The organism is Ottowia caeni (assembly GCF_050821495.1).
Lineage (GTDB): Bacteria > Pseudomonadota > Gammaproteobacteria > Burkholderiales > Burkholderiaceae_C > Ottowia > Ottowia caeni.
In genome coordinates this window covers 2196233-2215745 of record NZ_CP151080.1, presented here as the reverse complement: position 1 = coordinate 2215745, position 19513 = coordinate 2196233, and the positions used below count along the sequence as shown (strand labels likewise).

At 59.1% G+C, this 19513-nt stretch carries 22 protein-coding genes and 1 riboswitch; of the genes, 5 read left to right on the top strand and 17 right to left on the bottom strand.

Annotated features, from left to right (window positions below):
- Window positions 1–98 precede the first annotated feature (98 nt).
- From AAAK34_RS10735 to AAAK34_RS10720, 4 genes are all read right to left on the bottom strand, one after another.
- Window positions 99–1112, bottom strand: a complete 1014-nt coding sequence (locus AAAK34_RS10735) for a sigma-54 interaction domain-containing protein (RefSeq protein WP_431778016.1) — start codon at window positions 1110–1112, stop codon at window positions 99–101.
- A gap of 66 nt (window positions 1113–1178) precedes the next feature.
- Entirely contained in the window at window positions 1179–1628 is a 450-nt protein-coding gene (gene trxC / locus AAAK34_RS10730) for a thioredoxin TrxC (protein WP_231693034.1), read from the bottom strand.
- Between the two features lie 5 nt (window positions 1629–1633).
- Window positions 1634–1963: a hypothetical protein gene (locus AAAK34_RS10725; RefSeq protein WP_231693033.1), complete on the bottom strand. Its 330-nt coding sequence runs from the start codon at window positions 1961–1963 to the stop codon at window positions 1634–1636.
- A 51-nt stretch (window positions 1964–2014) separates the two neighbouring features.
- Window positions 2015–3205, bottom strand: coding sequence for a PLP-dependent aminotransferase family protein (locus AAAK34_RS10720; RefSeq protein WP_231693344.1), 1191 nt, complete (start codon window positions 3203–3205; stop codon window positions 2015–2017).
- A gap of 143 nt (window positions 3206–3348) precedes the next feature.
- Here AAAK34_RS10720 and nth point away from each other — a divergent pair, with 143 nt between their 5' ends.
- Window positions 3349–3984, top strand: coding sequence for an endonuclease III (gene nth / locus AAAK34_RS10715; RefSeq protein ID WP_231693032.1), 636 nt, complete (start codon window positions 3349–3351; stop codon window positions 3982–3984).
- A gap of 2 nt (window positions 3985–3986) precedes the next feature.
- Here the strand turns inward: nth and cobO are convergent, their stop codons facing one another.
- From cobO to AAAK34_RS10685, 6 genes are all read right to left on the bottom strand, one after another.
- Window positions 3987–4568: a cob(I)yrinic acid a,c-diamide adenosyltransferase gene (gene cobO, locus AAAK34_RS10710; RefSeq protein ID WP_231693031.1), complete on the bottom strand. Its 582-nt coding sequence runs from the start codon at window positions 4566–4568 to the stop codon at window positions 3987–3989.
- Window positions 4558–5370, bottom strand: coding sequence for an ABC transporter ATP-binding protein (locus tag AAAK34_RS10705; protein ID WP_431777254.1), 813 nt, complete (start codon window positions 5368–5370; stop codon window positions 4558–4560). Before AAAK34_RS10705 ends, cobO begins: the two co-directional genes overlap by 11 nt.
- Window positions 5367–6374, bottom strand: coding sequence for an iron ABC transporter permease (locus AAAK34_RS10700; protein WP_231693030.1), 1008 nt, complete (start codon window positions 6372–6374; stop codon window positions 5367–5369). Before AAAK34_RS10700 ends, AAAK34_RS10705 begins: the two co-directional genes overlap by 4 nt.
- 11 nt (window positions 6375–6385) lie before the next feature.
- Window positions 6386–7279: an ABC transporter substrate-binding protein gene (locus AAAK34_RS10695; protein WP_231693029.1), complete on the bottom strand. Its 894-nt coding sequence runs from the start codon at window positions 7277–7279 to the stop codon at window positions 6386–6388.
- Window positions 7276–7854: a bifunctional adenosylcobinamide kinase/adenosylcobinamide-phosphate guanylyltransferase gene (locus AAAK34_RS10690; protein ID WP_231693028.1), complete on the bottom strand. Its 579-nt coding sequence runs from the start codon at window positions 7852–7854 to the stop codon at window positions 7276–7278. Before AAAK34_RS10690 ends, AAAK34_RS10695 begins: the two co-directional genes overlap by 4 nt.
- Before the next feature lie 78 nt (window positions 7855–7932).
- Window positions 7933–9765 carry a TonB-dependent receptor domain-containing protein gene (locus AAAK34_RS10685; protein WP_231693027.1) on the bottom strand — a complete coding sequence of 611 codons (1833 nt, stop codon included), beginning with the start codon at window positions 9763–9765 and terminating at the stop codon, window positions 7933–7935.
- Window positions 9766–9851: 86 nt separating this feature from the next.
- Window positions 9852–10106: riboswitch (cobalamin riboswitch) on the bottom strand.
- Window positions 10107–10174: 68 nt separating this feature from the next.
- On the opposite strand from AAAK34_RS10685, the gene AAAK34_RS10680 reads away from it, so the two are divergent.
- From AAAK34_RS10680 to AAAK34_RS10670, 3 genes are all read left to right on the top strand, one after another.
- On the top strand, window positions 10175–10411 hold the full coding sequence (locus tag AAAK34_RS10680; RefSeq protein WP_231693026.1) for a DUF904 domain-containing protein: 237 nt from the start codon (window positions 10175–10177) through the stop codon (window positions 10409–10411).
- Entirely contained in the window at window positions 10408–10743 is a 336-nt protein-coding gene (locus tag AAAK34_RS10675; protein ID WP_231693025.1) for a cell division protein ZapA, read from the top strand. The genes AAAK34_RS10680 and AAAK34_RS10675 overlap by 4 nt, the downstream gene beginning before the upstream one ends.
- A gap of 382 nt (window positions 10744–11125) precedes the next feature.
- The gene (locus AAAK34_RS10670; RefSeq protein ID WP_231693024.1) at window positions 11126–11944 is read left to right on the top strand and encodes a sulfite exporter TauE/SafE family protein; all 819 of its coding nucleotides are present in this window, start codon (window positions 11126–11128) and stop codon (window positions 11942–11944) included.
- Between the two features lie 42 nt (window positions 11945–11986).
- On the opposite strand, the gene AAAK34_RS10665 is transcribed toward AAAK34_RS10670, so the two are convergent.
- A complete protein-coding gene (locus tag AAAK34_RS10665; protein ID WP_231693023.1) occupies window positions 11987–12667 on the bottom strand; it encodes a sulfite exporter TauE/SafE family protein in 681 nt (226 codons plus the stop codon).
- Window positions 12668–12726: 59 nt separating this feature from the next.
- Window positions 12727–14109, bottom strand: coding sequence for an oxygen-independent coproporphyrinogen III oxidase (hemN, locus tag AAAK34_RS10660; RefSeq protein ID WP_231693022.1), 1383 nt, complete (start codon window positions 14107–14109; stop codon window positions 12727–12729).
- 184 nt (window positions 14110–14293) lie between these two features.
- Between hemN and fnr the strand changes: the two genes are divergently transcribed.
- The gene (fnr, locus tag AAAK34_RS10655; RefSeq protein ID WP_231693021.1) at window positions 14294–15004 is read left to right on the top strand and encodes a fumarate/nitrate reduction transcriptional regulator Fnr; all 711 of its coding nucleotides are present in this window, start codon (window positions 14294–14296) and stop codon (window positions 15002–15004) included.
- Window positions 15005–15087: 83 nt separating this feature from the next.
- On the opposite strand, the gene AAAK34_RS10650 is transcribed toward fnr, so the two are convergent.
- Genes AAAK34_RS10650 through AAAK34_RS10630 form a run of 5 tightly spaced genes read right to left on the bottom strand, consistent with a single transcriptional unit; the run spans window position 15088 to window position 19508 of the window.
- Window positions 15088–15570, bottom strand: coding sequence for a DUF1178 family protein (locus tag AAAK34_RS10650; RefSeq protein WP_231693020.1), 483 nt, complete (start codon window positions 15568–15570; stop codon window positions 15088–15090).
- On the bottom strand, window positions 15557–16162 hold the full coding sequence (locus AAAK34_RS10645; protein WP_431777253.1) for an NUDIX domain-containing protein: 606 nt from the start codon (window positions 16160–16162) through the stop codon (window positions 15557–15559). The genes AAAK34_RS10650 and AAAK34_RS10645 overlap by 14 nt, the downstream gene beginning before the upstream one ends.
- Before the next feature lie 43 nt (window positions 16163–16205).
- On the bottom strand, window positions 16206–16508 hold the full coding sequence (locus tag AAAK34_RS10640) for a DUF2818 family protein (protein WP_231693018.1): 303 nt from the start codon (window positions 16506–16508) through the stop codon (window positions 16206–16208).
- 26 nt (window positions 16509–16534) lie between these two features.
- Window positions 16535–18022: an NADH-quinone oxidoreductase subunit NuoN gene (nuoN, locus tag AAAK34_RS10635; protein ID WP_231693017.1), complete on the bottom strand. Its 1488-nt coding sequence runs from the start codon at window positions 18020–18022 to the stop codon at window positions 16535–16537.
- Window positions 18023–18032: 10 nt separating this feature from the next.
- A complete protein-coding gene (locus AAAK34_RS10630) occupies window positions 18033–19508 on the bottom strand; it encodes an NADH-quinone oxidoreductase subunit M (RefSeq protein WP_231693016.1) in 1476 nt (491 codons plus the stop codon).
- Window positions 19509–19513: the final 5 nt, after the last annotated feature.

Sequence of the window (19513 nt, the reverse complement as noted above, 5' to 3'; positions counted from 1 at the left end):
AAAATAAATATTATTCTTATAAAACAATAACTTAAAAAATCTTCTCTTATACAGAGAGAGGTGAAATGCGCGTAAATTTACACGCATGAACACATTATTCACGCATCTGGTTCATCTCCGGGCGCCAGCCCGAACTTGAGCATTTGGTGGCGCAAGGCGTGGCGGGTCAGTTCCAGGCGGGCCGCAGCATTGCCCAGGTTACCGTGAGCAATCATCAGTGCCTCGCGGATCAGGTTCTTCTGGTATTCGGCCGTGGCAGCGTGATAGCCTTTTCCAATGGCAACTGTGTCAGGTAGAGCGGATGCTGCAGTCCGCCTGCGTGTTTCTCTGATGATGCGGTCAGGCAAGTGATCCAACCGCACCGTGTGCCCCTCCTCGAGCAAGCAAATGCGCTCGATCATGTTTTCCAGTTCACGTACATTGCCGGGCCAGGAATACTTTCGAAAAACGTCCTCTACCTCAGGTTCAAACTTGGTCATGCTGCTCCCGTGCACCCGGTTGCATGCCTCAAGATGCGCATGCGCCAGCATCAGAATGTCGTCACCACGCTCCCTGAGCGGCGGTATATTGATGGCCACGACCTGTAGTCTGTAGTACAGATCATCGCGAAACGCGCCTGCTTTAACCTCGCCCAGCAGGATCTTGTTAGTAGCTGCAATGAAGCGTACGTCCACCTCGGTGGATCGAACCGCGCCAACGCGCCTGAAACGGCTTGTGTCGAGCAGAGTGAGGAGCTTGGCCTGCATCACAGGCTCAAGCTCTCGAACTTCGTCGAGGAAGACAGTGCCACCATCGGCGGCCTCAATCAAACCTTGCTTGTGACCCACCGCGCCTGTGAATGATCCCTTTTCATGCCCGAACAATTCCGATTCGAGCAGCGGCCCAGGAATCGCCGCGCAGTTGATGTCCACGAAGGGCGCCCCCGCCCGGCTGGAAGCCTCGTGGAGCAGACGCGCGACTAAACCCTTTCCCGTGCCGGTTTCGCCATAGATCAAGATCGTTCTGGCCTTGCTCTTGCCTACGCGGTCAATCAGCTGGCGAAGGCGAATGATTGACGGGTGCTCACCGATCAGGGCACGGGAGAGGAGAGATAGATGTTCTGGGCGTTTCACGCTCAAAGGATACAGCCTTAGCTTGGGATCGGCGTCCAAGCCAAGCCATAAGGCGCATCCTGCCGGTCATCCCCTTGGCAGATTGGCTTTCACCCACTGCACAATTTGCGCGGGATTGGTCATGGCGCCGGCCTGTCTGGTCACCTCGCGCCCGCCCACAAATAGCGCGAGCGTAGGGATGCTGCGAATATTGAAGCGGGCACCCAGCGCTTGCGCGGCTTCTGTATTAACCTTGGCGACGCGAATGTACGGCTCCAATTGCGCAGCAGCCTGCTGATAGGCGGGAGCCATCATGCGACACGGGCCGCACCAAGGCGCCCAAAAATCGACCAGAAGCGGAATCTGGCTGCGCGTCAGGTGCTTCTCGAATGCAGCCGCGTCGTCCAACTCGGCCGGGCTGCCCTCAAAGAGTGGCTGGTGGCACTTGCCGCAATCAGGATGACTGGCGAGCTGGTCTGGCTGCACCCGATTGGTAGTGGCGCAATGCGGGCAGACAATATGTAATGGCTCGCTCATCTTGGCTACGCTCCTGTGGGCGCTTCGGGTTCGCTGCGCCGCCGCGCGCGTTCTATGGCTTCGCGAGCCGTCAACTCGGTGGCTGCGGCGAGCTCCAGGGGCGAACGGCACAGGCCAGCCTCTGCGTAATGCAGGTTTTCGTAGATCTGCGTCGCGGCAGGACTTTGCGCCAGCAAGGTGCTCCAGTCGACCTCAGCATTGCTCAAGTCTTGGGAAAGACGCTCAACAACGGTGCGGTATTGGTGCGCATCAACCGACACGCGGCTTGCATCCAACCGTTCCAGCAACTGGGCCAGGACGGCTGTCGTTTGGGTGGGGGTTTGCAATGTCTTCATGCGACGCAGTTGGGGACTGGCCGCGTGAATACAAGAGGAATGCCCTCAATCTCAGAGCGCCTGCGCTAAGCGCCCAATCCCTTCGCGTATGCGGTCTTCGTCTGCGGTAGCAAACGACAGGCGCAGCGTGCTGTGATCAGGGTTGGCGCAATAAAAAGGCGCACCGGGCACGAAGGCGACACCCTTTTCAATGGCCTGACGTGCGAAGGCGGCACCGTCCGAGATTTTGCCGCCAGCCCCGGTCAGCCGTGCCCAGACGAACAACCCGCCTTGGGGAGCCACGAAGTCAATGGAGGCACCCATCTCGCTGCTCAGAGCATCGCACATGGCCTGCGCGCGCGAGCCATACACCTGCCGCACCCTCGCCAAAGTGGCTGGCATATGGCCCCCGGCCAGATACTGGGCTGCGGTGGCCTGTGCGAAGGTACTGGTGTGCGCATCGCTGAATTGCTTGCACATGACGGCCTTGCCCAGCAATTCGGCAGGACCGACCATCCAGCCCACGCGCAGGCCCGGGCTGAGCACCTTGCTTAGCGAGCCGCAATGCACCAGCCAGTCGCGGCTGCCAGGCACCTCGTGGCTGAGGGCCAGCAGACTGGGGGGCGGCGGGGCGTCAAAATACAGATCGCCATACGGGTCGTCTTCAACAATCAAGGTCTGGTACTGCACCGCCAATTCCAGCACGCGCTTGCGCCGCTCCAGGCTCAGCATGGCGCCGCTAGGGTTGCCGAAGGTGGGAATCAGGTAAACGAACCGGGGTTTGTGTTGTTTGATGAGCTCTTCCAGCGCGTCCACTTGCACGCCATCAGCGTCTATAGGGGCGCTGACAAGGTCTGCACCATAGAGGCGGAAACACTGAATGGTGGCCAGGAAGGTGGGGCCTTCCACAATGACCTTGCTGCCAGGGTCGACCAGTGTTTTTCCGAGCAAATCGAGCGCTTGCTGGCTACCCGTAGTGACGATAAGCTGCTCAGGTGCCACGTTCACGACGCCTTTTTGCGCCATGAATTCTGCCAGTTGCTTACGTAGTGGCTCATACCCCTCTGTGGCGCCGTATTGCAAGGCGGCGCCTGGCTCCTCCGCCAGTGCCTTGTTCACGGCCTCGGTGATACCGGAAACATCGAACATGGCGCTGTCCGGAAAGCCTCCGGCAAAACTGATGATGCCTGGCTTGCCCAGCAGCTTGAAGAGCTCGCGAATGGCGGATGTTTCTACGTTGTCAAGGCGTTGGGCTAGAGGCAATAGTGAGTTCGGCATAACGGAAGCTCTTGGTTCAAAGTGCGTCTATTGTCGCTGCAATGCGGCGCGTCCAAACTGGAGTCGCTTCCCTCTCTGCGGTTCATGGCAAGATTGGCGCAGTAAATTGAAGCAACCCCTCCCCACAGATGAATCCGGCCCAGATAGATCGTTTCTTTGCTGCCTTGCAGGCGGCCAACCCTGAACCCGCGACTGAACTGGAATTCACTAGCGCCTTCGAGTTGCTCACAGCGGTGCTGCTTTCAGCACAGGCCACCGATGTCGGTGTCAACAAAGCAACGCGCCTGCTTTTTCCAGTGGCAAATACACCCCAGAAAATCCTAGCTCTGGGGCAGGACGGGCTGGAGAGCTACATCAAGACGATCGGGCTTTATCGAAGCAAAGCTCGCCACCTGCTGGAAACCTGCCGCATCTTGATCGAGCAGCACGGCGGAGAGGTTCCGCGCACACGTGAAGAACTGGAAGCCCTGCCAGGGGTTGGTCGCAAGACTGCCAATGTGGTGCTCAATGTGGCCTTCGGGGAACCCACCATGGCGGTGGATACGCACATCTTCCGCATTGGCAATCGCACCGGCCTGGCACCGGGCAAGACTCCGCTGGAGGTGGAACTCAAGCTTCTCAAGCGAGTTCCGACCAAATACATGGATCACGCGCACCACTGGCTGATCCTGCTGGGCCGGTATGTCTGCTTGGCGCGCAAACCGCAGTGCTGGCGCTGCGTGGTTGCGGCGGAATGCAAGTTCACGCCTAAAACAAAGAACTGAGATCAGTCCTCTATGCCACGCTGGGCCGGCACTCCCGCCTTGAAAGCGTGCTTGATGAGTGCCATTTCAGTCACAGTGTCAGCCAGGTCGATGATTTCCTGCGGGCAGCGCCGCCCAGTCAGGCAAACGTGGACATCGGCAGGCCGTTGCTTCAAAGTTTCAAGCACATCTTCCAGCGGCAGCCAGCCGTAGATCAACGGGTAAGTGATCTCATCAAGCACCACCAGAAAGTGCTCCCCACCCAGGATGGCCTTCCTGGCTTTGTCCCAGCCCTCCCGGGCCAGTTGAGCGGAATGCTCCAGATCCTTGCTTTTCCACGAAAAACCGTCGCCCAGGCCTTCAATGGGCAAGCCGATCTGTTCGAACATCCGGTGCTCGCCAAAGCGGGCCGTCGGCACCTTCATGAACTGAAAAATCACAACCTGCTTGCCGTGCACATGCTGCCGACCAAACGCCCGCAAGGCCAACCCAAAGGCGGCCGTACTCTTGCCTTTGCCGTCACCGGTATTCACGATGATCAAGCCTCGGCGCTCACCTTCTGGCCGCTCATAACGTTTTTCTGTGGGTGGTGTTTCAATTTGCATGGGAGTCCTTCTTCCGCGAAATGCGCGGCAATGCCACCCAGCCCTCCTGAAGGGCATGGATGGCGACACGATCATCAAATGCAGCCTGCAAGGCTGCGTGGGTTAAGGGGTCGGCGCAAGGCCCGTGGTGAAGGATGCTGCCCTCTTGCACAATCAGCAGGTCGTCTGCCTGCAACGCAACTGACAGCTCATGCAGCACGCTGATCACGGTGCCCCCTGCTGCCACCAGTTCACGGACAATGGCCATCCAGTCGGCCTGGTGTGGAGGGTCGAGGTGAGCCAAGGGCTCATCCATAAGCAAAATGGGCGCATCGACGGCCAGAGCGCGCGCCAGCAGCACGCGCTGACGCTCGCCGCCTGAGAGGTCACCAAGGCGCCGTTCACGCAAATCCCACACCTGGGTGGCATGCAATGCGCGCGCCACGGCGGCATGATCTTCTGGAGAAGGTGGCGCCAGCCATGCACGGTGAGGCAGGCGGCCCAGCAAGGCCACGTCATAAGCTGTCAGATCTTCACCACCGGGTTCGCCCTGCCCCAGCCACGCCAGGCGCCCCGCACGCTCTCGTCTGGGCCAGTGCGCCATGGGGTGGCCGAGTAAGCAAACCACTCCCTCAGTCGGCAGCAGGCCCGCCAACACGCGCAGCAACGTGGATTTTCCGGCACCATTGGGGCCGACAATACTCGTCCAGCGGCCGGTTGGGAGCGTCAGCTCAATGCCTCTCAGAATCCGGTGTCCGGAGATTCGTGTAGCCATGGAGTTCAGGGACAAAGCTGCCGCGCCTGGGCTGGATTGCACCTTCATCGAGTTCTCCGGTACATCAGCCACAGCAGGTAGCTGCCACCCAGCACGGCCGTCAGCACACCCACTGGCAACTCCTGTGGCCAGATCAGTGCTCGGGCCGCAATGTCTGCCAGCATCAACAGCAGCCCCCCCATCATGGCGGCCAGCAGCACCAGCGGGCCATGCGTCACACGCGCCAGCGGACGCACCAGGTGAGGTGCCGCCAACCCGACGAAACCAATCAAACCCGCCTGAGCCACCGCTGTGCCCGTAGCCAGCGCCAGCACACCCACCAGCGCCGCACGCATGGACGCCAGTGGCAGGCCAAGGCTCTGCGCAGTAGCCTCACCCAGGCTCAGACCATCCAGTACGCGGGACAGCCCCCACGCCAACCCCATGATCGGAAACAACACGGCGGCCATCACAGCGCAGGAATTCCAGCCAATAAAACCGGTATTGCCCAAAGCAAACCCCACCATGGCGGTGAGAACGTCTGGGGCCGCGAGGGTGACCAGATCTTTGAGGGCTCCCAGCACATAACCGACCACCACCCCGGCCAGCAAGAGTCGCAGCGTCTGCTGCACGCCCTGAGCCAGCAGGAGGGTCAACAGCACTCCGCCCAGCGCTCCGATGAAAGCTGCCCCCGTGAGGCCGAGCTTGCCTACCCAGTGGCCCGCGGTCAGGGATCCGCCCAGCAACGCCAGCGAGATAGCGACCGCGAGCATGGCGCCGGAAGCGCTGCCAAGAAGGAAAGGGTCGGCCAGAGGGTTGCGAAACAGACCCTGTGCCACCGCCCCGGCCAAACCCAGCAAAGCGCCCGCTAGCCAGGCCCCCAAGGTACGCGGCAAGCGGACCTCGGCAATGATCTGCCAAGCCACCGGATCATGGCGCGCTCGCAGCACGCTCTCAAACCCGGTGCTTCCCACACCAGCGCCCACGACAAGCGCCAGCAGCGACAAGACCAACAGCGCCAACGCAAGCCAGGCTGCACGCGAACGCACACCCTGGGTTGACGCCGAAGTCACTGGAGCCACGTTCACCGCGTGGCCCCGGCGGGAGCGCCTTTTTCAGAAACACACTTGGCCATCAGGTGAGCGGCTTCCGCCATGCGAGGTCCGGGGCGCACCAGTACGTCCACCTCCGCGGCATCAAATATGCACACGCGCTGAGTTTGCACGGCGCGAAGATTCCTCCATCCAGGTCGCGCGACCAAGTCGGCTGTGCTGCGCTGTCCTGCCATGATGAGATCGGGATCTGCCCGCAACACATACTCCGGGTTGATCTTGGGAAAAGGACCCAACTCCGGCGAAATGATGTTGCCCAGCCCCAGCTTGGTCAGCATTTCGCCGATGAAGGAGCTTGGTCCGGCGGCGTGAGGACCTGGGCTTGCCTCAAAGTACACCCTTTGCCCGCGCAAATGGCTGGGCACAGAGCGGGCCGCAGCCGCCACACCCTCTTCAATGGACTGCGCCAGGCGCTCTGAACCCGGCAAATTTAGCGCATGGCCTAGCTTGCCAATGACACGAAGCGCGTCAGCGCCGGTCTTTGGTTCCAGCGCCAGCACTTTCAAGCCCAATGCGCGCAGGCGCTCGCTTGCCCGAGAGGAGGTTGCCACAAGCACCAAGTCAGGCTTCAGGGCCACGATCGCTTCGATGCTGGGATCCAGCCCACCCCCTACCTGAGGCAGACTGCGAACGGCGGCCGGCCAGTTGGAATAGCGATCAACCCCCACCAGCCGTCCGCATGCACCGAGCTCGCAAACGGTTTCTGTGAGCGATGGCAGCAGGCTGACAATACGCTGAGGTGGCGACTGCATGCTGACCACCACCCCGCGGTCATCAGCAACTTCGTAGGCACGTGCGGGTACAGCCAGCACAAGCACAAGCAATGCACCGACACTTGTCCGCAGCAGGCCCCGCCAGAGACTCATAGTTCGCCTTTCAATAGCAGCGGCAAACCAGCCGCCATCAAACAAACGCGCTCGCACTTTTCAGCGACGCGTTGATTGAGCACACCAAGCGCGTCGACGAAGCTCCGCACTTCACGCCCCATTGGAATCACGCCCAATCCGATCTCGTTGCCCACCAGCACAATGGGCCCCGGAGAAACTTCAATCGCACTCAAGAGCGCATTTACTCGTGCCTGCACCGCGTCTTCCGAAAAACGCTCCGAATCAAACGGCATCATCAGACAGGTGAGCCAGAGCGTGAGGCAATCTACGACCCGCAGCGTCTCGGCACCGCCTGCATTCGCAATGGCGGCCGCCAGATCAGATGATTCCTCGACAGTGTGGATGCCGGGCACCCGCTGTGCGCGCTCTCGCTGGTGGCGAAGAACGCGCTGGCGCATCTCATCATCGTGCACCTGGGCAGTAGCGATCATCACCGAGCGGTGCGCTGATGATGACCCTACCCAGGCAGCCGCCAACTTCTCAGCGCGCCGAGATTTTCCGCTCTTCTGGCCGCCGAGGATGAGCTCGCTCCGAGCAACGCGCAGTTCAGACATGGCCAGCCCAGGCTTGCAGGTGAACTGTGATTAATCCCGCACGTTGGCGCTGCGCGCAGCAAAGCCCAACTGTCGGATCTATTTCATCATCCATCTAAGACCTACATAAAACTCGCGACCCGCTGTGGCGTAACCGCGTGCCAACTGGTAGTCTTTGTCGGCCACATTGTTGATACGTGCCAGAAACGTCCATTGGCGAGCGATGGTGGTGGTGGCATACAGATTCACCAGGCCATACCCCCCGAGCACGTTTGTGTTGGCCGCATTGTCATAGCGCCTGGATGATGCCTGCACCTCCGCACCTACGGTCCAGCTGCCTACATTGGTGTCAGCCGCCAGCTTCAAGATATTTCGTGCACGTCGGGCCATCAGCTTGCCGGTGTTCAAGTCAGTTGGCTCCTGGACATCAAGAGAGCCGCTCAAGTTGACCCCGGCGAGCTTATGCGCTGCCGAGAGCGTAATGCCCTGATACTCTGCGCGGCCTGTGTTCTCATAGCAGCCATAAAAGTCGCCACAGGGTCCTGCGGCACCAAAGGTAATCAGATTTCGCACGCGGTTGCGGTACGCTGCGACGCCAAAGCGGCTGCCGCCGTCGGCCCAGTGAAGACCCACCTCAAGATTACGCCCCTTTTCTGGCCGCAGCGCGGGCTGTCCATACTGCGAGAATCGCTGGTAGAGCGTCGGCACACGAAAGGATGTACCCGCCGCCGCCGTCACGCGCCAGCCCGGCGCGAAGCTGTAGCCATAGGAAACGCTTCCTGTAGTCTGCCCGCCGAACTCACTGTCGTTATCACGTCGCAGATTGACCTGCAAGGTGTGTGCTCCCCCTGCAAATCCGTAGCCGAGTGCAATGGCGTTCTGGTGACGACTACGATCAATAGGACTGTTCACCAAGCGGTCTTCACGCCGCTCCAATGCAGCATTCACCAAATGGCTTCCGCTGCGCCACTCGTTCTGGAACAGATAGTCCCGCAGCGTGGTCTCGCTACGGTAAACGGATGGGCGCGTTTCGTAGCTTTGGCGTGACTCGTTAATGGAAAGACGCGTGCTGTAGTTTTGCGTCCACCTCGCTGACCACGCCAGACCGCCTGTGCGCAATCGGTTCACACCTTGGTCGTCGAGGTTCGGAGTGAAGCCATCGTACCGAGCCTCCATATTGCTATAGGCTCCGTTGGCCTCCAACCGGTGCACGTCATTGATGTCCCAACCTACGCTCGCACTGGCATTGGTGTTGTTGTAACCATCATCGTCCGGATTCGATCCCGGGCGGCTGTCGAAACCGTGGCTGGTTCCTCGCTCAACCCCAATCGCGTAGTCAATCCCCCCGCTCTTTCCCGAGAAGCCCGCCTCGGCTTTTTTGGTGCCATGGTTGCCAAAACCAACCCCCACGTATGGCAAAAATGGCCCCTGGCCTTTGCGGGTGAATATCTGGATTACTCCGGCCACAGCATCGGAGCCGTAAATCGCGGCCGCAGCACCCCGCACGACCTCCACCCGATCGATCTGCCCCAGTGCGATCGCCTCCCAGGGTGGCCCGCCGGTGGACTGCGTGTCTACCCGGACCCCGTCAATATAGACAGCCGTGAAGCGGTTTTCCGCGCCCCGCATGTAAACGCTGCTGGTGGAGCCAGGACCTCCATTGCGCACTAGCTCAAAACCGGCTTGTCGCGCCAGCAGATCCGTTAGCGTAAGGGCACCGCTGCGCTGAATCTCCTGTGCGCCAATGACGGTTACATCTGCCACCACATCGGTCAGCGGCTGCTGAACGCGGGTTGCGGTGACCATGGTTTCACCGAGGGATGCCGCAGCCACCTCCAAGGGTAGTTCGGAGGTCTGGGCGTGCGCGGACAATGCGCAGCCAAGGGCAAGCATCGGCAACACCGGCTTGAGCGGAAGAGAAATTTTTCTCATGAGAAGGATCACGAACGAACAACCCCCTGCCGGCTTCCCCGCCGGCGCATGGGGCAAACTGAAGCGCGCCCTACCCGAAAGTTGAGCGCGACTCCTCCTTGTTGGCCGGTATCCGGGCTGGCGGAGGACTCCCTTGCCTCGCCTTCCCGGGTGCTTGTTCAAGACATCCAGTGGCTGTGAGAGGCATGGGCCGGGGAGCGCAATGAAGCACCCCATCCGCTTACCGTTGCGGGGGCAGCGCAGGTTAGGCAGCGCGCGCGTGGTGCGCGGCGCCCTCCTGCTTCCCGTTGAACTGCGCTGTGCGAACCACGAGCGCGAGCACCAACAGAAACAATTATAAGACCCAGGGAACTACTGGTAGCGCCGCACCATAGACGAACCTACAATTGCCCAACCTTCCTGTCGCGCCATGACGAATCCCCATTTGATCGAACAGATAGCCGAGCGTGTTGAACGCCTGCTCGTACGCCACGAGGAGTTGCGCCGCACCAATGAGTTGCTTGCGCAGCAGGTCGAATCGCTCACCCATGAGCGCGACAGCCTGAGGTCACGCCTGATGGCCGCACGCGCTCGCGTCGACGCACTGATCGACCGCCTGCCTACCGCAGCCAGCGTACTGCCGCCCGCTGAAAAGGAAGACTTATGAAGCAGGTCGAAGTCAAAATCCTGGGCCAGGGCTATCTTCTCGGTTGCCCGGAGGGTGGCGAGGCGAGGCTGCACGAAGCCGTGCAACGCCTCGACGCTGCCATGTGCACCATACGTGACGCCGGAAAAATAAAAGCCCGCGACCGCATCGCCGTACTGGCCGCCTTGAACCTCGCGTTCGAATTGACGGAGCCCCCGCCCACAGCTCCGGAGGTCACGAACAGCCACCGCACCGACACCCACCCCGACTTGAGCGTAGCCGAGCAGGCTACGTTGGGTGCCTTGCTTGGGCGATTGGACAAGGCCCTCGGCGAGGATGGCCGATTGCTATAGTGCCCAGGACACCAGCGCCAAAACGCATGGAGACAAGTCACTTGTCACAGCACCCGTCACAGGGCCTTCAGGGAGAGTAAAATAAACGTGTCTGCGATGCATGCCGGGCTTTATATTTCCTTGAACCAATGCTCTCTGAGCAAGGGCTTGGAACATTGTCTGGTCAGCGTGATCGTCTCGCGTCAGATGAACCCAAGACCAGTCTGACCTCGCCCACCTGAACCCTGCGTTCAGGATGCCGGTCCGGTGGCATTCGCAGACACCTTATTCCCCTCGCCGTCCTCCGAGCCAGCTCCCCGCACACTGCGCGATGGAGCTTGAGCATCTCCTGCTCAGGCTCAGGCACAGGAGCAGTGGCGCCGCCCACATATTGCCTGTCTTCATGTTCCTCGAACCGTTATTGATCTTTCAACTTGCTTTGCTGGGGATCTGCACCGGCTTTCTCGCCGGATTACTGGGTATTGGAGGCGGCATGGTCATGGTGCCCTTCATTTCCGCCATCCTGAGCGCGCGCGGCCTGCCACCAGGCCTTGCAGTCAAAATGGCCATTGCCACTTCCATGGCCAGCATCATCTTCACATCTATCAGCAGCGTAAGCGCTCACCATAAAAAGGGCGCTGTACGCTGGGACATCGTGAAGCGCCTCGCGCCAGGTATTGTGCTGGGCGCCATGGTGGCCAGCGTGGGGGTATTCGCCGTACTCAAGGGATCCTCATTGGCACTCGTTTTTGCTGGCTTCGTCGGCTTCTCGGCCACGCAAATGTTCCTCGACAAGAAACCCGCGCCAACGCGGCAGATCCCAGGCACCGCCGGGTTGCTCGGTGCTGGCGGAGCCATTGGCTTTCTTTCGGGGCTCGTTGGCGCGGGTGGTGGCTTCGTGAGCGTGCCCTTCATGACCTGGTGCAACGTGGCTATTCACAATGCGGTTGCCACGAGTGCTGCTCTTGGCTTTCCGATCGCCTTGGCCAACGTGATCGGCTACGTGATCTCAGGGCAGAATATTGAAGGGCTTCCGCCCTACTCGTTTGGCTACCTGTGGCTTCCAGCACTTGCCGTCGTTGCCTCCGGCAGCGTGCTGACTGCCCCACTGGGCGCTCGCGCCGCCCACGCACTGCCGGTGAAAAAGCTCAAGCGCCTTTTTGCCGCCCTGCTTTACGTGCTGGCAGCTTACATGCTCTACAAAGGACTGTCGTCAGCCTAGGAGCCTGGCGGACTTGGAAATCGCCGACTGCAAACCACCACATCACGTTGGAGTGATACACCAAGGCGCTTGGTCGTGCATCAGGCCCATCCATAGCCCCCAGCCCGAGGCAGCCATGAGCGCCAAACCGGCCAACCGCATTCCCCACTCACCTCTCAGGCTGGTGGGCAAACGCAGGAGCAGCCACGGCCCCAGCATGAGCGACACACTGGTGCCCAACGCGAAGAGCGCCATGGTGACCACACCGCCCACAATGCTGCCGGCCAGCGCAGCCACCATCAACGCGGAGTACAGCAAACCGCAAGGCATAAAGGCCCAGAGCGCCCCAATGGTCAGCGGGGCACTGCGTCCGCGCCTTTGCTGAAAACCACGCACCGCGCTCCATACACGCCGCGCACCATGCTCCAGCCATACAGGCTGGCGCGCCTGCAACAAGAGCAGCAGACCCAGCGCTATGGCTGCCACATGAAAAAGCGTCCAGACAGGGCGGATGGCAGCACTCTGAGTCGTCAGCCAGCCAATCCCCTGAAGCGAAGCCGCAGCCACGCCCCCCAGCGTGGCATAGCCAATGATTCGACCCACCTGGAATAAGCCCATCGCTGAAGTGCCGCGCTCACCGGCGGTTCGACCTATGCCGGCGCACGCGGCTCCGCACATGGCAATGCAATGCGGCCCTCCCGCCAGCCCCATGAGGAAGGAAGTCAGCGCAAGCGAAGCCAGCATGAATACGAATGTCCGTTAACAAAGGAAGTTGCGAGGTTTCGCAACGGCGCTCCTCTTTGTCAAATGATTTTCGAGAAGCGCGCGCGCGTACGGTCGGCCTGCAGGTACTTGTCGAACACCATGGCCACTCCACGCACGAAGAACCACCCCATGGGTGTCACGTCGATGCTGGTATCGGTCAACTTTACCAGTCCTTTATCTTCCATGCCGCGTAGGGTCTCCAACTCGGCGGCAAAAGCCTGTTTGAAGTCCACCAAATGTGCAATTTCGATAGACTCGAACTGCAAAGAGCCTTGGCACATCAAGGCCATGATGATGGAGCGGCGCACCAGATCATCGCGAGACACCGCCAAACCTCGCGCGATCGGCAGGCGCCCTTGATCCAGGGCGTCCTGGTATTCGTCCAGCGTCTTGGCGTTTTGGCTGTAGGTGGCACCAACTTTGCCGATCGCTGAAACACCCAGGCCAATGAGATCGCAATCAGGCTGTGTACTGTAGCCCTGAAAATTTCGATGCAGTCGGCCTTGACGCTTGGCAACTGCCAAAGCGTCATTGGGCAACGCAAAATGATCCATGCCGACGTACACATAGCCTGCGACTTCAAAGGCCGCCAATGCGCGCGAGAGCATGGTCACCTTGTGGCGAGCGACGGGTAAATCAATGGAAATGATGCGTCGCTGAGGTTTGAAACGCTCCGGCAGGTGCGCATACCCGTAAAGTGCTACGCGATCTGGCCGCAGTTCGCAAACCTGGGCAAGTGTGCGGTCAAAAGACTCAGGAGTCTGTTTAGGGAGACCGTAAATCAAGTCTACGTTGATTGACTCGAACCCAATCCGCCTCGATGCTTCGACCAATGCAAAAACCTTCTCTGCCGGCTGAATCCGATGCACGGCCTTCTGGACTTGCGTATCAAAATCCTGCACTCCAAAGGACAAGCGGTTGAAGCCCAGGCGGGCCAATGTCTCCAGGCGCTTTTCATCCACCGTGCGCGGATCAACCTCAATCGAATACTCACCGCCTGCCACCAAGTTGAAATTGTGGCGCAGCATGCTCATGAGTTCGCCGAGTTCTTCGTCGTTCAGAAAAGTCGGCGTGCCACCTCCCAGGTGCAACTGACTGACACTCACACCACGCCCAATTCGTTCTACATGAAGATCGACCTCACGACTCAAATAACGCAAATACGGCACGCTGCGTTCATGGTGCTTGGTGATGATCTTGTTGCAAGCGCAGTAGTAACACAGCGATTCGCAAAACGGGATATGGACGTAGAGTGAAAGCGGCAGTGCCATTGCCGCAGGGCCGCTGCGCCTCTGCTCCAGCGCTTGAATGTACTCAGCCTCTCCAAACGCTTCGACGAAACGATCAGCCGTGGGGTACGAGGTGTAGCGCGGGCCCGGCACATCGAAGCGTTCAAGCAGTTCGGGGGTAATGGCGGTCATCTGTGAGTCCTATGGCAATGGCTCCAATGGTGGCGCACCTTCGGGTATAAGTCCTTGACGACGATCAAGGCTTGTGCGTCATCTTGACCTGGCAACAGCTCTAGGGAAAACCCTAATTCATATGCCAAAATAGGACCTAGCCTACAATGACTTCAACAAATCTATCACTCTTATTCACGCAACAATGACCCCTCAAGCCATCAAAGTTGCCTGCTCTAACTGTAATCTGCGCGAATTGTGTATGCCCATGGGCTTATCAGGCGCAGACATAGGAAGGCTGGATGAATTGGTGGCGACCCGTCGCAAGGTATCGCGCGGCGCATCCCTTTTCTCGAGCGGGGAGCGTTTTACAGCGTTGTACGCCATCCGCACCGGATTTTTCAAGACCTGCATCGCCACCGAAGACGGACGCGATCAGGTCACCGGGTTTCAGATGGCCGGCGAGATCATTGGGCTAGACGGGATTGTGGGAGACAGTCATACCTGCGATGCGGTTGCCCTGGAAGACGCTGAAGTCTGCGTCATGCCCTTCGACCGAATCGAGGAGCTCTCTCGCGAAGTCCCGGCGCTGCAGAATCACGTGCACAAGATCATGAGCCGCGAAATCGTGCGTGAACATGGAGTCATGCTCCTGCTGGGCAGTATGCGAGCCGAAGAGCGCCTTGCCACCTTCCTTCTGAACCTGGTTCAAAGGCTGCATGCAAGGGGTTTCTCGCAGTCGGAGCTCATCCTGCGCATGACTCGCGAAGAGATCGGCAGTTACCTTGGTCTCAAGCTGGAAACGGTAAGCCGCGCATTCTCGAAATTCGCCGAAGAAGGGTTTGTAGAAGTCAAGCAACGTCACGTGCGCATCCTTGACACCGACGCTTTGCGCAAGATCGTCTCCCAGTCCTGAACCAGGTGAGCCCGGCCCACGTGCCTGCGCGTTGAGCATAGGCTCGCCAGAGACCCGGTACGCTCCTCACGCCCGTCTTGGAGCTACTGAAGCGTATCCTTGAAGCCCGGGGGCACGGGAAGAGGAACGACAGCAATGCCCTCTTCCAGCAACTCAACCGTCTCTTCCTTGGTGGCCTGTCCGCGGATGCCGCGCTCGTCCGTCTCGCCGTAATGCATGCGCCGCGCCTCTTCTGCGAACCTCTCCCCAACATCTTCGGTATTGGCCATGACGCGGCGCACCATCTGCATCCAGGCTGCCTGCAGAGCTGCAGGCGGTACAGATCCGGCTGGTTCAGCTTGGGGCGAAACAGCACCTGCAGAAGCCTGAGGTGCCTCGGCAGGAGTGCTGGTGGAGGAGGCTCCAAAATTCAAACGAGGCGCACTAGGAAGCTTGGTCACAGAAGTGTCGCTGCACATTGGACAAATCAGCAGATGGGAGCTTAATTGCCGCTGAAAATCGTCCTCCGAGGCAAACCAACCCTCGAACACGTGGCCGTGAGCACACTGAAGATCAAGCACCTTCATGAAGCGCCTCCGGAGTTTGCCATTCGACCGACCAGACGCCTGACAGCACATTCTGAAGCCACAGCGCGCCTGTGAGGCTCTTGCCGTCGGTGATCTGGCCGCTGCGGCACCAATCCTGAATTTGCTGAGCCGTGGCTGTGAAAACCTCAAGAAACTCGCCCGCGTCGAGTTCGGATTGTCCTTCTGAAAGACCTCGTGCGAACCAGATTTCGATAAATTCAGTGGAATACGAAATTCCCGGGTGCAACAAGCCGGCTCTCGCCCATTCACGCGCCGTGTATCCGGTTTCTTCGCGCAATTCTCGACGTGCGCAAGCGAGAGGAGTCTCCCCCGGATCGAGCTTGCCCGCAGGGAACTCGATCATCACACTACCTACCGGGTAGCGATACTGACGCTCCATCAGGACACTCACGGTACCGTCTGAGGCCTCGATCAGCGGAATAATCATGACCGCACCGGGGTGCACAATATATTCGCGATAGGTGGAGGCGCCATCCGGCAAAGACACCGTGTCGCGCTTCACATGCAAGAAAACACCCTTCAGCACTTCTTCACTGCTGACAAGGTGTTCCTGCAAATTTATGGTGCTCATGGTCATGGGTCCGAGACTGCGGTGGGCGCTTGCAACATGCGAGCTAGCGACCCCGTCGAACCAGATAACGATACACGAACCCTGGAAACGCCAAAGTCACGAACAAAGTGCCGGTCACAGCGTAGAACTCCCAGCCCTGGGGAGAAATTTGCCCTACGCTCTTTTCCATCCAGATGCCGAGACCGCCGACCAAAAAATACCAAGCCACTAGCTCGGCTAAACGCCAAGCCAGATTTTTCCCGCTCGGAAGCGGGTAAACGGACATCAGGCGTTGGGTCAGAAACGGCAGATTAGCGGCTATGAACGCCAGCGAAATCAGCAGCCAGATTAAAAGGCTTTGGGACATTCCAATAGAGACTTCGAAAACAGCCTCTAGGTTCCCAGCATCTGGACAATAGCCTTGGCACAAAGCGTCATCAGTGCTCCCGGAACAATGCCAAGCACCAGCACCAAGGCGCCGTTGAGCGACAGCAAGGCACGCATATCTGCAGGCGCCGAGATAGGCGAATCGATTGCCGGGTCATCAAAGTACATGACCTTGATGACACGCAGGTAATAGAACGCACCCACCAGCGACGCCAGCACCGCGAAAACCGCCACGCCAATGTAAATCGATTGGCCTGTGCTTACGAGAGCCTGCAGCACCGAGAGCTTGGCCTGGAAGCCAACCAACGGTGGGAGGCCCGCCAGGGAGAACAAGCAGATAGCCATGATCCCGGCGTACAACGGACTGCGCTGGTTAAGACCCGCGAAATCGGCGATTTCCTCGCTCTCGAAGCCTTCCCGAGACAACAACATGATGATCCCGAAGCTCGCCAACGTGGTCAGCACGTACGTCACCATATAGAACATGGCAGAACTGTAGGCATTGGCAGCCGAAAGCGCATTGCCGTTGACAACGCCAGCCGTCAAGCCCAGCAACACGAAGCCCATCTGCGCGATGGTGGAGTACGCGAGCATGCGCTTCAGGTTGGTTTGTGCAATAGCCGCCAGGTTCCCCACCAGGAGCGATGCGATCGCCAGGAGGCCCAACATCTGCTGCCAGTCGAACGCCAAGGGAAGCAAACCTTCCACGAGCAGGCGAATGGCAATGGCAAATGCAGCCAGCTTCGGAGCTGCGCCGATAGTCAGCGTGACTGCCGTAGGTGCACCCTGATAGACGTCAGGGATCCACATGTGAAATGGCACCACACCAAACTTGAACGCCAGGCCTGAAACCACAAACACCAAGCCGAACACCAGAACCTGGTGACGGATTTGCCCGGAGGCCACTGCCTTGAAGACCGCTCCTATGTCTAGTGAGCCTGTGGCACCGTAGATCATGGACAAGCCGTAGAGCAGGAAACCCGAGGCCATGGCTCCCAGCACAAAGTACTTCATTGCGGCCTCTACCGACACCGAGTGATCACGGCGCAGGGCCACCATGGCATAGCTTGAAAGCGTCAGCAATTCAAGGCCGAGGTAAATGAGCAGGAAGTTGCTTCCCGAGATCATTACGAAGATGCCCAGCAGAGACAGCAAGGACAGGACGAACCACTCTCCGCCACGGAGAACTCCCCGGTCGCGCATGTATGTGCGGCCGTAGACCAGCGTGACAGCAGAAGCCAGCGCAGCGAAACACTTGAGCCAATTGGCCATTGAGTCGCTAACCACCATGCCGCCGAATCCGTAGACCGTTTGCCCCCCTGCGGCGTACATACCCGTCAGAAGGGCCAGCACCAGCAAGGTGACAACCGAAAGCACGTAGGTGACGGTACGACGACCGCTCTTGTCCATGAGATCCACCAGAGTGATGACGCAAGCCATCACCAGCAGAACAATCTCCGCGTAAATGGAAACCCAACTGAATTTGTCAATCATCTCCTGGTCCTCAATTCAGTTTGGATATCGCCACCTGCTTGAGCAGGTTCGCTACTGATGCGTCCATGACGTCGGTAAACGGCTTGGGATTCACGCCCATTGCCAGCACTGCAATGGCCAACAAAGACAACATAAAGAATTCGCGTGAATTGATGTCGGAAAGCTTGCGTACGTCGTCGTTGGTCACCGGACCGAAATAGACCCGCTTGAACATCCACAAGGTGTATGCCGCACCTGAAATAAGGGCGGTTGCAGTGAGCAGACCCAGCCAGAAATTGGCTTTAACCGCTGCCAGAATGACCATCCATTCACCCACAAACCCTGCTGTTCCTGGCAAGCCGCAGTTGGCCATGAAGAACAGCAGCGCAAAAGCCGTAAACCGTGGCATGGTGTTGACCACGCCACCGTACGAGGAAATTTCACGGGAGTGCACACGGTCGTACAACACACCAATGCAGAGGAACATGGCACCAGAAACGAAACCGTGCGCAATCATCTGCACCAGGCCGCCTGTAATGCCCATATCGTTAAAAACAAAGAAGCCTAGAGTCACAAAACCCATGTGCGCGACCGACGAATAGGCCACAAGCTTTTTCATGTCCTGCTGGACCAGCGCCACCAAGCCTACATAGAGCACGGCCACCAGTGAGAGCGTGATCATGAGCCCTGACCATTCCTGCGATGCATCAGGCGCGATGGGCAGAGAAAAGCGCAAGAACCCGTAAGCACCCAGCTTCAGCATGATGGCCGCCAGCACCGCGGAACCACCGGTGGGTGCTTCCACGTGAACGTCTGGCAACCATGTATGAACCGGCCACATAGGCACCTTGACCGCGAAGGCTGCAAACATCGCAAAGAACAACATGGTTTGCTCTGTGCCGGACAGCGGCAGGGAATGCCAAGTCAGGATGTCGAAGCTGCCCCCCGAACGGGTGTACAGGTAGATAAATGCCACCAGCGTCAACAGCGAACCGAGCAGCGTGTACAAGAAGAACTTGAAGGCTGCATAGATCTTGTTGGGGCCGCCCCAGATACCGATGATGAGGTACATCGGGATCAGCGTGGCCTCAAAGAACACGTAGAACAGCACACCGTCCAGTGCAGTGAACACGCCCACCATGAGGCCCGACAGGATCAGGAAGGACGCCATGTACTGGTTGACCTTGCGCTGAATGACCTCCCAGCCCGCAATGACCACGATGATCGTGATGAACGCCGTAAGCAGCACGAACCAAAGCGAAATACCATCGACTCCGAGATGGTAGTTAACGTTGAAGCGCGTGATCCAGGGAGCTTTCTCAACGAACTGCATCTCCGCTGTGCCTAGGCGGAAGCCGGTATACAGCGGGATCGTGACGAGGAAACTGACGAGCGAACCGATGAGCGCCAACCAGCGCACCATCCGCGCCTGGCTCTCACGACCGAACGCCAGCAGAACGACGCCAAATACGATAGGCGTCCAGATGGCAAGGCTCAACCAACCCATTTCTT

What these genes read in the sequence shown, in the direction of transcription:
- AAAK34_RS10680 (WP_231693026.1), top strand. Translation starts at nt 10,175, where the DNA reads ATGACGAATCCCCATTTGATCGAACAGATAGCCGAGCGTGTTGAACGC.
- AAAK34_RS10685 (WP_231693027.1), bottom strand. Translation starts at nt 9,765, where the DNA reads ATGAGAAAAATTTCTCTTCCGCTCAAGCCGGTGTTGCCGATGCTTGCC.
- AAAK34_RS10670 (WP_231693024.1), top strand. Translation starts at nt 11,126, where the DNA reads ATGTTCCTCGAACCGTTATTGATCTTTCAACTTGCTTTGCTGGGGATC.
- nth (WP_231693032.1), top strand. Translation starts at nt 3,349, where the DNA reads ATGAATCCGGCCCAGATAGATCGTTTCTTTGCTGCCTTGCAGGCGGCC.
- AAAK34_RS10705 (WP_431777254.1), bottom strand. Translation starts at nt 5,370, where the DNA reads ATGAAGGTGCAATCCAGCCCAGGCGCGGCAGCTTTGTCCCTGAACTCC.
- AAAK34_RS10630 (WP_231693016.1), bottom strand. Translation starts at nt 19,508, where the DNA reads ATGGGTTGGTTGAGCCTTGCCATCTGGACGCCTATCGTATTTGGCGTC.
- trxC (WP_231693034.1), bottom strand. Translation starts at nt 1,628, where the DNA reads ATGAGCGAGCCATTACATATTGTCTGCCCGCATTGCGCCACTACCAAT.
- AAAK34_RS10650 (WP_231693020.1), bottom strand. Translation starts at nt 15,570, where the DNA reads ATGAAGGTGCTTGATCTTCAGTGTGCTCACGGCCACGTGTTCGAGGGT.
- nuoN (WP_231693017.1), bottom strand. Translation starts at nt 18,022, where the DNA reads ATGATTGACAAATTCAGTTGGGTTTCCATTTACGCGGAGATTGTTCTG.
- AAAK34_RS10725 (WP_231693033.1), bottom strand. Translation starts at nt 1,963, where the DNA reads ATGAAGACATTGCAAACCCCCACCCAAACGACAGCCGTCCTGGCCCAG.
- AAAK34_RS10640 (WP_231693018.1), bottom strand. Translation starts at nt 16,508, where the DNA reads ATGTCCCAAAGCCTTTTAATCTGGCTGCTGATTTCGCTGGCGTTCATA.
- fnr (WP_231693021.1), top strand. Translation starts at nt 14,294, where the DNA reads ATGACCCCTCAAGCCATCAAAGTTGCCTGCTCTAACTGTAATCTGCGC.
- AAAK34_RS10645 (WP_431777253.1), bottom strand. Translation starts at nt 16,162, where the DNA reads ATGAGCACCATAAATTTGCAGGAACACCTTGTCAGCAGTGAAGAAGTG.
- AAAK34_RS10665 (WP_231693023.1), bottom strand. Translation starts at nt 12,667, where the DNA reads ATGCTGGCTTCGCTTGCGCTGACTTCCTTCCTCATGGGGCTGGCGGGA.
- AAAK34_RS10695 (WP_231693029.1), bottom strand. Translation starts at nt 7,279, where the DNA reads ATGAGTCTCTGGCGGGGCCTGCTGCGGACAAGTGTCGGTGCATTGCTT.
- hemN (WP_231693022.1), bottom strand. Translation starts at nt 14,109, where the DNA reads ATGACCGCCATTACCCCCGAACTGCTTGAACGCTTCGATGTGCCGGGC.
- AAAK34_RS10690 (WP_231693028.1), bottom strand. Translation starts at nt 7,854, where the DNA reads ATGTCTGAACTGCGCGTTGCTCGGAGCGAGCTCATCCTCGGCGGCCAG.
- AAAK34_RS10675 (WP_231693025.1), top strand. Translation starts at nt 10,408, where the DNA reads ATGAAGCAGGTCGAAGTCAAAATCCTGGGCCAGGGCTATCTTCTCGGT.
- cobO (WP_231693031.1), bottom strand. Translation starts at nt 4,568, where the DNA reads ATGCAAATTGAAACACCACCCACAGAAAAACGTTATGAGCGGCCAGAA.